Here is a 12,938-nt window from a genome sequence, read left to right on the forward strand (position 1 = left end):
GGAGCATTGCCCGGCAGGGCATGGCCCGGGCACCGGCGACCCGGAGGCTACTCGCCGATCAGGCCGACGCGGAGCTGCGCGAGCGTGCGCGTGAGCAGCCGGGAGACGTGCATCTGGGAGATGCCGACCTCCTCGCCGATCTGCGACTGGGTCATGTTCGCGAAGAACCGCAGCATGATGATCTGCCGCTCCCGGGGCGGGAGCTTGGCCAGCAGGGGCTTGAGCGACTCGCGGTACTCGACGCCCTCCAGCGCGGTGTCCTCGTACCCGAGCCGGTCCGCGAGCGAGCCCTCGCCGCCCTCGTCCTCGGGGGAGGGCGAGTCGAGCGAGGAGGCGGTGTACGCGTTGCCGACGGCGAGGCCGTCGACGACGTCCTCCTCCGAGACCCCGAGCACGGCCGCCAGCTCCGGAACGGTCGGCGAGCGGTCGAGCTTCTGGGCGAGCTCGTCGCTGGCCTTCGTCAGCGCGAGGCGCAGCTCCTGGAGCCGGCGCGGGACGCGCACGGACCATGAGGTGTCCCGGAAGAACCGTTTGATCTCGCCGACGACCGTCGGCATGGCGAAGGTCGGGAACTCCACTCCGCGTTCGCAGTCGAACCGGTCGATGGCCTTGATCAGCCCGATCGTACCGACCTGGACGATGTCCTCCATGGGCTCGTTGCGGCTGCGGAAGCGGGCCGCGGCGTAGCGCACGAGGGGGAGGTTCAGCTCGATCAGGGTGTCGCGCACGTACGTCCGCTCGGGACTGTCCGCGTCGAGGCCGGCGAGCCGCTTGAAGAGGGAGCGGGAGAGGGTGCGGGTGTCGATCCGGGTGTCGATGGCTTCCGAGCTGTGGGACACGGCCGGCACTTCACGCTGCTTGACGAGCGTGAGCACCTGTGAGCTGCCCTGGTCTACGGACATGCCACCCCCTTGAGGTCGCGGACGGTTCGCGCTTCATCTGCGCGCCCGTCGGAGGAACGCAGCCTCCACCTGAATACCGGAGGCGGGGCTGCGGCAAACGCGGTTCCAGCAGAATGTCACATGTCGGCAACACGCTGTAGCGCCATGTCGACAAGTATCTCCAGCGACAGAGCACGATAGGCCTGCTCTAGGGCGGGAATCTGCCTCTCTGTCAGGAAACGCGGAGAATGATCTCCACTCGATCCGGTTAGGCCTCGATCCTGTTTGCGGATCTCAGTCGGGCGAAGCTCCGGGCGAGGAGTCGCGAGACGTGCATCTGGGAGACGCCGAGCTCGGCGCTGATCTGCGACTGGGTCAGATTGTTGTAGTACCGCAGGAGCAGGATCCGCTGCTCGCGCTCGGGCAGCTGGACGAGCAGGTGGCGGACCAGGTCGCGGTGTTCCACGCCGGCCAGCTCGGGGTCCTCGTAGCCGAGGCGGTCGAGCAGGCCGGGGAGCCCGTCGCCCTCCTGGGCGGCCTCCAGGGAGGTCGCGTGGTAGCTGCGGCCGGCCTCGATGCAGGAGAGCACCTCGTCCTCGCTGATGCGCAGCCGCTCGGCGATCTCGGGGGTGGTCGGGGTGCGGCCGTGCAGGGTGGTGAGGTCCTCGGTGGCGGCGTTGACCTGGACCCACAGCTCGTGGAGCCGGCGCGGGACGTGGACGGTGCGGACGTTGTCGCGGAAGTACCGCTTGATCTCGCCCACGACGGTCGGCATCGCGAAGGTCGGGAACTGCACCCCGCGCTCGGGGTCGAACCGGTCGATCGCGTTGATCAGCCCGATCGTGCCGACCTGGATCACGTCCTCCATCGGCTCGTTGCGGCTGCGGAAGCGGGCCGCCGCGTACCGGACGAGCGGGATGTTGGCCTCGATGAGCGCCCCCCGGACCCGGGAGTGCTCGCTGGTGCCCGGCTGGAGGTCCTTCAGCTGCCCGAACAGGACCTGGGTGAGGGCCCGGGTGTCGGCGCCCCGGCTCTGCGGCCTGGGGGCGACCGGAGGCCCCTCGGGGGCCTCCTGCTGGGGCGGTACGTGGGACTCCGCCGGCTGGGGCTCCGGCTGGGACCCGGGCGGGGGTCCGGGCTGGGACCCGGACAGGGGTCCGGGCAGAGTCCCCTGCGGGGCCTGCGCGGAGTCCCGGTGGAGGTCCCGGGGGTGCTCCTGCTGCGGGTCCTGCTGGGGCGGCACCTCGGGCGCAGTACTGGCCGGCACGGTCACGCCACCCCTTCACGTCACGTCATCAACTCATCCGTCAAAAGCGGTCATAGCATCACAAGACATGTGCACTGTGTGCAAGCACCGTATATCGCCGTGTTGAGGGCAAGTTGGGCATAACAGGGCATATTGCCCCGTGTGCGGGAACGCAAAAAGCCCCCCACCCGTAGGAGTGGGGGGCCGGGAAGTCCGGAAACCGCTTCAGCGTACGGGGCTTAGCGCACCAGTTCGGTCATGAACTCGCCGATCGCCGTTGCGGCATCCGAGATTCCTTGGAAGCCTATTTGCACCATATCGGCGGCTTTTACGGGCTGGGTGATGATGACGAAGAGGACGAACACGGTGAGGGCGCCCGAGATCAGCTTCTTGGTGTCCACGTGCGGTGTCGGCCTCCCCAACCGGTCCTGCAAGGTCGGGAGAGTCTAGCCGGTCGTGTTCGAACACTCACCTGGCCTTTAAGGACCAATGGCCTCGCGGCACAGGCCCTTTGCCGGTGTGGCGGCGGCCCGGGAAGGCGCAGGATTGAACACGAGCCCACCGGTTCTGGCAGGAAATCGGTGAGCGAGGGACAGGACCTCACTGCGGGGTCCGAGCCGCAAGCTTCCCCCCTGACTGCGGCTTGGACTGGCAGGTTCCGTCCTCATCGGGGGAAGTGGCTTGTCCCCCCGATGCCACTTCCCCCGTCCCAACCGTTGAAGGTCCCGACTCAGGTCGGGGCCTTCTTCGCGTTGTCCGCCGAACGGTGTGGCCCGCGGCTGCGGTGTGCGGTGTGCCTACTCCAGGCCGCCGGCCAGATCGGCGATCGGCTGGACCGGGGCGATCACGGGGGCGAGGTGGTTCGGCAGCTCCATCAGCTGGTTGAGCTGGTTCAGGCCGCCGCTGACCTGTCCGCCGATCTCCTGCACCGAGGACGGGCTCGCCCCCTCCGGCATGCCCTGCGGCGCCGGCAGGTCCGGGAGGGTGAGCGGGGAGATCGGTGCGGCGGAGGCGGCGGGCGCCGCGAGGCCCGCGGCGGCCCCCGCGAGGGCGATGGCGGCGAGGATGCGCTGGGTCTTGGTCATGCCGTGACAACGGCCGAGGGCGCGGGCGGTCACGCGGATGTCCCTCGGACGCCGGACGCCGGATGTCGGAGGCTGGACGTGTGCGGAAACGCCGAGAGCCCCGACCCTTGCGGGGCGGGGCTCTCGATCGAAGCGGTAGTGGAGGGATTTGAACCCCCGATGGGTTGCCCCATACTCGCTTTCGAGGCGAGCTCCTTCGGCCACTCGGACACACTACCGAGATGGATCCTAGCCCAAGGGGCGGCATGAAATGAAATCGGCGCCCGGCGGGACTCCCGGCGACCGCCTCAGAGCGTGCGGAAGAACTCCGTGAGCTGCTGCGCGCACTCCCCCGCGAGCACGCCCGCGATCACCTCGGGCCGGTGGTTGAGCCGGCGGTCCCGTACGAGGTCCCACAGCGACCCGGCGGCGCCCGCCTTCTCGTCGGACGCCCCGTAGACCACCCGGGCCACCCGTGACTGCACGAGGGCGCCCGCGCACATCACGCACGGCTCCAGGGTCACCACGAGGGTGCACCCCGGGAGCCGCCATTCCCCGAGGGCGGTGGCGGCCCGGCGCAGCGCCAGTACCTCGGCGTGTGCCGTCGGGTCTCCGGTCGCCTCCCGCTCGTTGTGCCCGGTGGCCAGGAGCTTCCCGTCCGGGCCGAGCACCACGGCGCCGACCGGCACGTCGCCGGCCGGCACCGCCCGGGCGGCCTCCCGGAGCGCCAGGCGCATGGAGTCCTGCCACGGGTCCCGTACGGGATCGGGCGTGTACGGGGTGGGCCGCGGGGTGTGGTGGTGCGCGGGGATCACTAGCGGACGGCCTCCAGGACCTCGGTGGCGCCGAGCGATTCGGCGATCTCCGAGAGTGCGTCCCCGTCCAGGGTCATCAGTTGTTTGTGGCTGACCCCGAGGTCGTCGAGCAGGCGGGGGTCGCCGAGCGGCCCGGCGGGTGCCGGTTCGGATCCGGCTCGTACGTCGTGGGCGTCGTCCGTGTCTTCGTCGTCCTCCTGGTCTCTGTCGGCGGGTCCGCCGTCCGGGTAGGAGGCGATGACCTCGTCCTCGCCGTCCTCGGTTCCGTCGAGGTCCAGCTCGTCGAGTTCGTCGTCCTCTTCGTCCTTGCCGAGCAGCTCGTCGGTCAGCATCGACCCGTAGGAGCTGCGAGAGGCGGCGGAGGCGTTGGACACGTAGTAGCGCGGGTCCTCTTCGCCGTCCACCCGGACGACACCGAACCAGGCGTCCTCCTGTTCGATGAGGGCTACCACCGTGTCGTCGTCGACAGAGGCGGAGCGGGCGAGATCGATCAGATCACTCAGGGACTCGACATCGTCGAGTTCCATGTCGCTCGCTTCCCACCCGTCTTCGGTGCGCGCGAGCAGTGCGGCGAAGTACACCGTGACTCTCCCACTGGTCATAGGCGTGCCGGTTGGAGTTCCCCCCGGCCGGAGGTGGGTGGGGGGTGGAACGGCCGTCGTGCTCACCGTTTCGTACCCCGCCCAGTCGGCATCGTGGCAGAAACGGAGCCAATGCGAGAGGTCTTCCGCGCCGTGGCGCTGGCCGCGCGTGTTGTACGGGGCCTCGTGCCGGGGGCGGGACGGCGGCCGGGCGGGGTCCCGGCGGGGCTCACCAGCGGAAGGTGCGCATGCGCATCTGCTGGCGCATGCGGGCGGCGCGGGCGCGTCTGGGCTGCACCCGGTCGCGCAGTTCCCGGGCCTCGTGCAGGTCACGGAGGAACTGCGCGCGCCGTGCTCTGCGCTGCGCCGTCGTCTCCAGTAGCTCGTGATCTTCATCGGGCATGGGTCACCGCCCCTGGCTGGTCCGGTCCGGTCCGTCCCCCCGAACCCCCACCTTCCCCCGGACCGGCCGTTTGATGCCACCTTCTGCCACGACTCACGATGAATTCAGTCGGATTCCGACAATCCCGGCTACGCGGACTCCCCCGCGGACTCCGGTGACCCCACCGACTCCGACAACGTCGGGACGATCGCCACCGGCCCGTGCGCGTGCTGCAGGACGGCATTCGCGACCGAGCCGATCATCAGGGACCGGATGTGCCGGCGCGGATGGTGGCGGCCCACGACGACCAGGGCCGCCGACTTCGAGGTGTCCACGAGCCGCCCGGCCGCGTCCCCGGGCACCGCCGCCTGCTCGACGGGAACGGCCGGGTACCTCGCCCGGAACGGTGCGAGCCGCTCCGTCTGGGAGCGGAGCATCTCCCGCTCGGCCGGCACGGCGTTCTCGTCCTCCCCCACCAGCGCCTCCGGCGGGATCACCGCGAACGGGCTGTCGATCACCATCGTCGGCGACGGCGGGATGCTGTACGCCGAGACCACCTGGAGGGTGGTGTCCCGCGCGGCCGCCTCCGTGAACGCGAAGTCCAGTACGTTGTCGGGCGTCTCGGAGGCGTGCAGCCCCACCACCACGCGCCCGGCCGAGGCCCGGGCGGCCTCGTCGGCCCCGTCGCCCCTCTCCGCCCCCCGCGCCTCGTGCGCGACGACGACCACCGGGCAGGCGGCGCTGGTGGCCACGGCGCGGCTGTTCGAACCGAGCAGCAGCGCGGCGAAGCCGCCGCGGCCCCGGGATCCCATGACCAGCATCCGGGCGCCCTCCCCGATGTCCCGCAGGGCCTCCGGGACCGAGCCCTCCAGGGACGCGTAGCGGACTTCGGAGGGGAGCGGGCCGCCCTCGGCCAGGTGGGCCCGTATCCGCTCGCTGACGGGGTCCTCGGGCTCTTCGGGCTCGGTGCGGTCGTTGAGGGAGGAGCGGCGTGCCGCGTACAGCTGGACGCTGTCGGAGAGCACGTGGGCGACGAGGAGCCCGGTGCCGTGGCGTACTGCCGCAGCCCTTGCCCACTCCAGGGCCTTGAGGCTGTGTTCGGATCCGTCTACGGCGGCGATCACCATTGCGTCGGTCTCGTGGGTCATCCGTCCAGCGTGCTGGGGGTCCGGGCGGGTCGCATCTCCAGGGGTTTCCGGGCGTGGCCCCCGCTCCGGGCGCGAAGGGGTGGGAGCAGCGCGTAGCCTTTTGGGTGTGGGTCGCGCAGTTGCGGCCGTTTTCGCAGGTGGCGGCGGTGTAGGGCGCAGCTTTCGCTGCGACAGCCGAGTTTTGGAGGATGTTGTGCGTTTGCAGGTCGTGGATCACCCCTTGGTGGCGCACAAACTCACCACCCTGCGCGACAAGCGCACCGACTCCCCCACCTTCCGGCGCCTCGCCGACGAGCTGGTGACCCTGCTGGCGTACGAGGCCACCCGGGACGTGCGCACCGAGCAGGCCGACATCGTCACCCCGGTCGGTCCGACCACCGGCGTGAAGCTCTCCTACCCGCGGCCGCTGGTCGTACCGATCCTGCGCGCCGGTCTCGGCATGCTCGACGGCATGGTGCGGCTGCTCCCGACCGCCGAGGTCGGCTTCCTCGGCATGGTCCGCAACGAGGAGACCCTGGAGGCCTCCACGTACGCGACGCGCATGCCGGAGGACCTCTCGGGCCGCCAGGTCTACGTCGTCGACCCGATGCTCGCCACCGGCGGCACGCTGGTCGCGGCGATCCAGGAGCTGATCAAGCGCGGTGCGGACGACGTGACCGCGGTGGTGCTGCTGGCCGCGCCCGAGGGCGTCGAGGTCATGGAGCGCGAGCTCGCGGGCACGCCGGTGACGGTGGTGACGGCCGCGGTGGACGAGCGGCTCAACGAGCACGGCTACATCGTGCCGGGCCTGGGCGACGCGGGCGACCGCATGTACGGCTCGGCGGAGTAGCACCGAGCGGCGCTGACCTGCGCAGACCGGCGCTGACCGGCGCTGACCGGCGCGGAGATCCCAAAGCCCGGCCCCCTTCGGGGAGCCGGGCTTTCTCGTGTGGTCGGCGTCAGCCGGTCAGCACTTCTTGGCGGGCGCGGGCTGCGGGTTGGCCAAGAGGGCCAGGGCCTTGTCCGCGTCGGCCTTGGGCGTGAGCTCCTTGAAGGCGTCGCCCAGGATCAGGTCGATGTCCGCGGTCTCGCGGGCGTCGGTCTGCTGGGTGGCGCCGGCGAGGTTGGTACCGAGGACGGAGAACGCGGCCTTGTCCGTCTGCGGCGAGCCGACCAGTATCCCGGCGCCCGGGACCTTCTTGTCGAAGTCGGCGGGGGCGTTGCCGACCTTGCCGATGGTGAAGCCGCGGTTCTTGAGTTCGTCTCCCACGGCCTTGGCGAGGCCGGCCCGCGGGGTCGCGTTGTAGACGTTGACCGTGATCCCGCCGGGCGGCGGGAGGGCGACCTGCGGCGCCGGCGCGGCGGAGGCCGCGGAGCCGGCCTTGGGGGCGGGGGTCGCGCAGTCCTTGGCCGCGGCGGCGGTTTTGCGTTTGTCCGCGTCACCGCCGAACACATCGATGAGCTGCACGGCCCCGTAAGCGATCAGGGCGAGCCCGATGATCGATCCGAGCACCACGAGGACGATCCGGCGGCGGCGTCGAGGGCGGGTCATGCGGGGGTAAGCCGCTCCCGTGACCTTGTACTTTCCGCCCATGCCAGGGGGAGTGAGCATGCTCATGTGCGCAGCGTAATGCCGACCGCTGCCGATGCCCACTGAATCATCTGTTCATAGGGCAAGCCTGACCCGAAAGGCGCAACCGGGATCTATCAGACAGCCGGAAGGGGTTCATCGGCCCGGCCGGTCAGCCCGGCCGGTCGGCCTGCCCGCAGGCCCGGCCCGCCGGCCCTGTTCGTCAGCCCAGTTCGAGGACGCGCGCGTGCAGGACCTGGCGCTGCTGGAGCGCGGCGCGGACGGCGCGGTGCAGACCGTCCTCGAGGTACAGGTCGCCCTGCCACTTCACGACGTGGGCGAAGAGGTCCCCGTAGAAGGTCGAATCCTCGGCGAGCAGCGTTTCCAGGTCGAGCTGGCCCTTGGTGGTCACAAGCTGGTCGAGCCGGACCGGGCGCGGGGCGACATCCGCCCACTGCCGGGTGGTTTCCCTGCCGTGGTCGGGGTACGGCCGCCTATTTCCGATGCGCTTGAAGATCACACGGAAAGCCTACCGGGCAAGGGCCCAGGGGCGCAGCCTTGCGATGACGGTGCAAAGGTGGCAGATAGTGCTATTTCGGGAGTGATATATGAGCCAGAGCACCGACTCCGGGTCCCCCGCAGGGTCCCCCGCCGCGTCCCCTGCCGACCAGATCGCCGCGGGGTACGCCTTCACCGGACCCGCGCTCGATCTGGGGGCCCTGCTCTGGGACGGGGCCTGTCTGCCGGAGCACCAGATCCGCATCCCGCTGTCGATGCTCAACCGGCACGGACTGGTCGCGGGCGCCACGGGAACCGGCAAGACCAAGACGCTGCAGCTCATCGCCGAGCAGTTGTCGGCCAACGGCGTTCCGGTCTTCCTCGCGGACATCAAGGGCGATGTCTCGGGGATCTCGGCGCCCGGCGCGGCCAACGACAAGATCGGGGAACGGGCCGAGGAGGTGGCCCAGGAATGGGAGGGCACCGGATTCCCGAGCGAGTTCTACTCGCTCGGCGGGATCGGCCCCGGAATCCCGCTCCGGTCCACCGTGACGAGCTTCGGCCCGGTCCTGATGTCGAAGGTGCTCCAGCTCAACCAGACGCAGGAGCAGTCGCTGGGGCTGATCTTCCACTACGCCGATGCCAAGGGCCTGGAGCTGATCGACCTCAAGGACCTGCGGGCGGTCGTCGCCTTCCTCGTGTCGGACAAGGGAAAGCCCGAGCTCAAGGGCATCGGCGGACTCTCCACGGTGACCGCCGGAGTGATTCTGCGGGCACTCACCGCCTTCGAACAGCAGGGGGCCGCGGAATTCTTCGGCGAGCCCGAATTCGACACCAGCGAATTCCTCCGAACGGCGGCGGACGGGCGCGGACTGGTCTCCGTACTGGAGCTCCCGGCGGTCCAGGACAAACCGCAGCTCTTCTCCACCTTCCTCATGTGGCTGCTGGCGGATCTGTACACGGACCTTCCGGAAGTCGGCGATCTGGACAAGCCCAAACTGGTCTTCTTCTTCGACGAGGCGCACCTCTTGTTCAACGGGGCCTCGAAAGCCTTCCTCGAAGCCATCACCCAGACGGTCCGGCTGATCCGCTCCAAGGGAATCGGCGTCTTCTTCGTCACCCAGACCCCCAAGGACGTGCCCGCCGACGTGCTGGCGCAGCTCGGCAACCGGGTGCAGCACGCGCTGCGCGCCTTCACCCCGGACGACGCGAAGGCGCTGAAGGCGACGGTGAAGACCTTCCCGAACTCCGCCTACGACCTGGAGGAGCTGCTGACCCAGCTGGGGACGGGCGAGGCGGTGATCACGGTGCTCAGCGAGAAGGGCGCGCCGACCCCGGTGGCGGCCACCCGGCTGCGGGCCCCGCAGTCGCTGATGGGGCCGGTCGACGCGGCCGCGCTGGACCAGGCGGTGAAGTCCTCGCTGCTCTACTCGCGGTACGCGGAGCCCGTCGACCGGGAATCGGCGTACGAGAAGATCACCGCCGAGCAGGCGGCTGCGGAGGCCGAGGCCGAGGCGGCCGCAGCCGCGGCCGAGGCGGAGAAGCAGGCGAAGGCGGCCGCGAAGGCCGCGCCGAAGCCGGACCCCTCGCTGGCGGAGCAGGTGGTGGGCAGCGGGCTCTTCCGCTCCCTGGCCAGGTCGATCGGTACGCAGCTGGGCCGCGAGATCTCCCGGTCGATCTTCGGCACGGCCAGGCGGCGCCGCTGACACCGCGCACGGGAACCCGTACCGGCGGCCCCGTCCGGCCTGCGAGACTCGGAGCATGCGGACCGAACTCACCGATACGACCTCCAGCAAGGTCAACCGGGCCCTGCTCGACGCGCGACGGGCCGTCGGGAGCCCCACGATGGGGCTCGTGCTCAACCTCCTCGTCGCCACGGACGAGGAGAACGCCTACGACGCCGTCCGCGCGGCCTCCGAGGCCTCGCGCGAGCACCCCTGCCGGATCATCGCGGTGATCAAGCGCACCGCGCGCGGCTCGCACCGGCTGCGGCGCAGCCGGCTCGACGCCGAACTGCGGGTGGGCGCGGACGCCGGATCCGGGGAGATCGTGCTGCTCCGGCTGCACGGGGCGCTCACCGAGCACGCGGGCTCCGTCGTGCTCCCGCTGCTGGTGCCGGACGCGCCCGTGGTGGCCTGGTGGCCGGCCGACGCCCCGGACGCGCCCGCCCTGGATCCGCTCGGCGCCCTCGCGCAGCGCCGGATCACCGATGCCGAGGCGGCCCCCGACCCGGTCGCCGCGCTCGACGCCCGGGCCGGCGCCTACGCGCCCGGGGACACCGATCTGGCCTGGACCCGGCTCACCCCGTGGCGCTCGCTGCTGGCCGCCGCCCTGGACCAGAAGCCGCTCCCGGTGACGGGCGCGGCGGTGGAGAGCGAGCCCGGCAACGCGAGCTCCGAGCTGCTGGCCCGCTGGCTGGAGGACCGGCTCGGCGTGCCCGTGGAGCGGGTGGAGACCGGGGGCCCGGTCATCACCCGCGTCCGGCTCGCGACCTCCGCCGGGGAGATCCGCGTGGACCGCCCGGACGGGGTCCTGGCCACCCTGCTCCTGCCGGGCAGCCCGGACCGCAAGGTGGCGCTGAAGATCCGCAGCAGCGCCGAGCTGATAGCGGAGGAACTGCGGCGGCTCGACGCCGACGAGGTCTACGCCTCGGCGCTGCGCTTCAGGCGGCCGGCCCAGGCGTCGCTCTCCGCGTAGTGGTTGTCGTAGACGGGCTGGCTGTCGATGATGTCCTGCACCGTCGCCTCGCCGGCCCGGACCCGGCCGAGCAGCCGGTAGTAGTCGAAGCGGCCCATGCCCGGCGTGAAGCCGACGAACACCTCGGCGGTGCTGTCCGCGGCCGGGGCGAAGGCGTGCTTCACGCCGGGGGGCACGGCGAGGAAGTCGCCCTTGGTCAGGGTGTGTATCTCGTCGCCGAGCAGGACGTCGAGCGTGCCGTCCGTGACGTGGAAGAACTCGGTCGCCTTGGTGTGGAAGTGCACCGGGGCGCCCGCCGCGCCGACCTCGAACGTGGCCGTGTTGCAGGTGAGCTCGGCGGTGTCCGTGAGCAGCGTGATCAGGCTGCCGGGACCGTCGGAGATGATCTCGGCGGTGGCGGCGCGGGTCAGGTTCTCAGTCATGATCCCGAGCCTAGGGGCAGGGTCTGACAACGGCCCCGCAACCCGCACGAACCGTCAATTCCGTTTACCGGCACCGCTGGTGGCGGATTTCTCTGCCTTCTCCGCCTTCGCCGCTGCCTTCGCCTCCTGCTTGTGCGCCCGTACCCTGGCCAGCGATTCCGGGCCGGTGATGTCGGCCGCGGACCGGTAGACGTTCGCCGGTCCGTACCCGCCGGCGGCCTCGCGCCAGCCGCGCGGCCGCACCCCGAACCGCTTGCCGAGCAGCGCCAGGAAGATCTGCGCCTTCTGCTCCCCGAAGCCGGGCAGCGCCCGCAGCCGCGCCAGCAGCTCGGCGCCGCTGCCCGCGTCGGCCCACACCGCCGCCGCGTCCCCTCCGTAGTGCTCCACCAGGTACGCGCACAGCTGCTGCACCCGCTTCGCCATCGACCCCGGGTAGCGGTGCACGGCCGGCTTCTCGGAGAGCAGCGCGGCGAAGGCCTCCGGGTCGTAGGCGGCGATCGTGTGCGCGTCCAGGTCGTCGGAGCCGAGGCGCCGGGCGATCGTGTAGGGCCCCGAGAAGGCCCATTCCATGGGTACCTGCTGGTCGAGCAGCATCCCGACCAGCGCGGCGAGCGGGCTGCGCCCGAGCAGCTCGTCGGCCTCCGGCTGCTGGGCGAGCCGGATGGTGACCCTCTTGCTCTTCTCGTCCTTGTTCTTCTCTTCGTTGTTCTCGTCCATGCACCAAGGGTCCCGCGCGGCGGTGCTCCCCGCGCGGTTGTCGGACCCCGCGCCTAGCGTGAGTACCGAGACGGGTCACGTCGTACACGACACGGGAGTCGATCGATCATGACTGATTTCACGGAAGGCGCGCCCTGCTGGGTGGACGCGATGTTCTCCGACCTGGAGGGCGCGAAGACCTTCTACGCCGATGTGCTGGGCTGGACCTTCGGGGAGTCCAGCAGCGAGTACGGGAACTACACGCAGGCCTATTCCGACGGCAAGGCCGTCGCAGCCGTGGTGCCGCCCATGCCGGGTGCGGAGGGCCATTCGCAATGGTGCCTCTACCTCGCCTCGCCCGACGCCGAGGCCACGGCCGCGAAGATCAGGGCGGCCGGCGGCGAGCTCCTGATGGACCCGATGCAGGTCGGCTCCTTCGGCACGATGGCCATCGCGAAGGAGCCGAGCGGCGCCGTCTTCGGGGTCTGGCAGCCGGGTGACCACAAGGGCTTCGAGAAGACCGGCGAGCCGGGCGCGTACTGCTGGGCCGAGTTCTTCTCGCGCGACGTGGCCAAGCCGGACGCGTTCCTCCCGCAGGTCTTCCCGTACGGGACCCAGCAGATGGACCTCGGCGACGACCCCGAGGCGGCCGGGATGGACTTCAAGGTCTTCAGCCTGGGCGGCCCGGAGAACCCGGTGCTGGGCCGGATGAACATGGGCACCGACTTCCCGCCGGAGATCCCCTCGTACGTCCAGGTCTACTTCGCCGTCCCAGACTGCGACGAGGCGGTCGCGAAGACCCAGGCGCACGGCGGCAAGCTGCACTTCGGCCCGATGGACAGCCCCTTCGGCCGCTTCGCGGCGGTGACGGACCCGCAGGGCGCGGCCTTCGCGGTGATCGACGTGGCGAAGACGGTCGGGGAGATGCCGAAGTTCGAGTGACCGGCTGACCGGCTGAC

Annotated in this window: 16 protein-coding genes and 1 tRNA gene; 4 read left to right on the top strand and 13 right to left on the bottom strand. The window is 70.7% G+C overall.

Annotated elements, in window-relative coordinates:
• Positions 1-47 precede the first annotated feature (47 nt).
• The 9 genes from ACZ60J_RS29995 to ACZ60J_RS30035 all read right to left on the bottom strand — a co-directional run bounded on the left by ACZ60J_RS29995 (position 48) and on the right by ACZ60J_RS30035 (position 6,117).
• Positions 48-902, bottom strand: a complete 855-nt coding sequence (locus ACZ60J_RS29995) for an RNA polymerase sigma factor SigF (protein WP_469686626.1) — start codon at positions 900-902, stop codon at positions 48-50.
• Between the two features lie 247 nt (positions 903-1,149).
• Positions 1,150-2,154 carry an RNA polymerase sigma factor SigF gene (locus ACZ60J_RS30000; RefSeq protein WP_469686627.1) on the bottom strand — a complete coding sequence of 335 codons (1,005 nt, stop codon included), beginning with the start codon at positions 2,152-2,154 and terminating at the stop codon, positions 1,150-1,152.
• A gap of 212 nt (positions 2,155-2,366) precedes the next feature.
• On the bottom strand, positions 2,367-2,528 hold the full coding sequence (locus ACZ60J_RS30005) for a hypothetical protein (RefSeq protein ID WP_469686629.1): 162 nt from the start codon (positions 2,526-2,528) through the stop codon (positions 2,367-2,369).
• Positions 2,529-2,924: 396 nt separating this feature from the next.
• The gene (locus ACZ60J_RS30010; RefSeq protein ID WP_382977392.1) at positions 2,925-3,245 is read right to left on the bottom strand and encodes a hypothetical protein; all 321 of its coding nucleotides are present in this window, start codon (positions 3,243-3,245) and stop codon (positions 2,925-2,927) included.
• A 100-nt stretch (positions 3,246-3,345) separates the two neighbouring features.
• Positions 3,346-3,430, bottom strand: a tRNA-Ser gene (locus ACZ60J_RS30015).
• Positions 3,431-3,499: 69 nt separating this feature from the next.
• A complete protein-coding gene (gene tadA / locus ACZ60J_RS30020; RefSeq protein WP_469686776.1) occupies positions 3,500-3,928 on the bottom strand; it encodes a tRNA adenosine(34) deaminase TadA in 429 nt (142 codons plus the stop codon).
• Positions 3,929-4,005: 77 nt separating this feature from the next.
• Complete coding sequence (locus ACZ60J_RS30025) at positions 4,006-4,587, bottom strand: tRNA adenosine deaminase-associated protein (protein WP_469686778.1); 582 nt, start codon at positions 4,585-4,587, stop codon at positions 4,006-4,008.
• Between the two features lie 229 nt (positions 4,588-4,816).
• Complete coding sequence (locus tag ACZ60J_RS30030; protein ID WP_382977387.1) at positions 4,817-4,990, bottom strand: hypothetical protein; 174 nt, start codon at positions 4,988-4,990, stop codon at positions 4,817-4,819.
• A gap of 128 nt (positions 4,991-5,118) precedes the next feature.
• Positions 5,119-6,117 carry a universal stress protein gene (locus ACZ60J_RS30035; protein ID WP_469686631.1) on the bottom strand — a complete coding sequence of 333 codons (999 nt, stop codon included), beginning with the start codon at positions 6,115-6,117 and terminating at the stop codon, positions 5,119-5,121.
• 193 nt (positions 6,118-6,310) lie between these two features.
• Here ACZ60J_RS30035 and upp point away from each other — a divergent pair, with 193 nt between their 5' ends.
• Positions 6,311-6,946, top strand: coding sequence for a uracil phosphoribosyltransferase (gene upp / locus ACZ60J_RS30040; protein WP_365924422.1), 636 nt, complete (start codon positions 6,311-6,313; stop codon positions 6,944-6,946).
• Between the two features lie 117 nt (positions 6,947-7,063).
• Here upp and ACZ60J_RS30045 read toward each other — a convergent pair whose 3' ends face one another.
• A complete protein-coding gene (locus tag ACZ60J_RS30045) occupies positions 7,064-7,714 on the bottom strand; it encodes a LytR C-terminal domain-containing protein (RefSeq protein WP_469686633.1) in 651 nt (216 codons plus the stop codon).
• 175 nt (positions 7,715-7,889) lie between these two features.
• Complete coding sequence (locus ACZ60J_RS30050; protein WP_112446725.1) at positions 7,890-8,186, bottom strand: type II toxin-antitoxin system VapB family antitoxin; 297 nt, start codon at positions 8,184-8,186, stop codon at positions 7,890-7,892.
• A gap of 88 nt (positions 8,187-8,274) precedes the next feature.
• On the opposite strand from ACZ60J_RS30050, the gene ACZ60J_RS30055 reads away from it, so the two are divergent.
• Together ACZ60J_RS30055 and opcA are read left to right on the top strand one after the other, a co-directional pair.
• Complete coding sequence (locus ACZ60J_RS30055; protein ID WP_469686635.1) at positions 8,275-9,870, top strand: helicase HerA-like domain-containing protein; 1,596 nt, start codon at positions 8,275-8,277, stop codon at positions 9,868-9,870.
• 55 nt (positions 9,871-9,925) lie between these two features.
• On the top strand, positions 9,926-10,861 hold the full coding sequence (gene opcA, locus ACZ60J_RS30060; protein ID WP_469686637.1) for a glucose-6-phosphate dehydrogenase assembly protein OpcA: 936 nt from the start codon (positions 9,926-9,928) through the stop codon (positions 10,859-10,861).
• On the opposite strand, the gene ACZ60J_RS30065 is transcribed toward opcA, so the two are convergent.
• Positions 10,807-11,283: a cupin domain-containing protein gene (locus ACZ60J_RS30065; protein WP_327305856.1), complete on the bottom strand. Its 477-nt coding sequence runs from the start codon at positions 11,281-11,283 to the stop codon at positions 10,807-10,809. The two genes, opcA and ACZ60J_RS30065, sit on opposite strands and share 55 nt — an antisense overlap.
• 54 nt (positions 11,284-11,337) lie before the next feature.
• The gene (locus ACZ60J_RS30070) at positions 11,338-12,000 is read right to left on the bottom strand and encodes an HhH-GPD-type base excision DNA repair protein (protein ID WP_469686639.1); all 663 of its coding nucleotides are present in this window, start codon (positions 11,998-12,000) and stop codon (positions 11,338-11,340) included.
• A 108-nt stretch (positions 12,001-12,108) separates the two neighbouring features.
• Here ACZ60J_RS30070 and ACZ60J_RS30075 point away from each other — a divergent pair, with 108 nt between their 5' ends.
• Positions 12,109-12,921 (top strand): VOC family protein, encoded by an 813-nt coding sequence (locus ACZ60J_RS30075; RefSeq protein WP_469686641.1) that lies wholly within the window; start codon positions 12,109-12,111, stop codon positions 12,919-12,921.
• The last annotated feature ends 17 nt before the right edge of the window (positions 12,922-12,938 follow it).

The sequence above is a fragment of the Streptomyces sp. NPDC104226 genome (assembly GCF_055584085.1).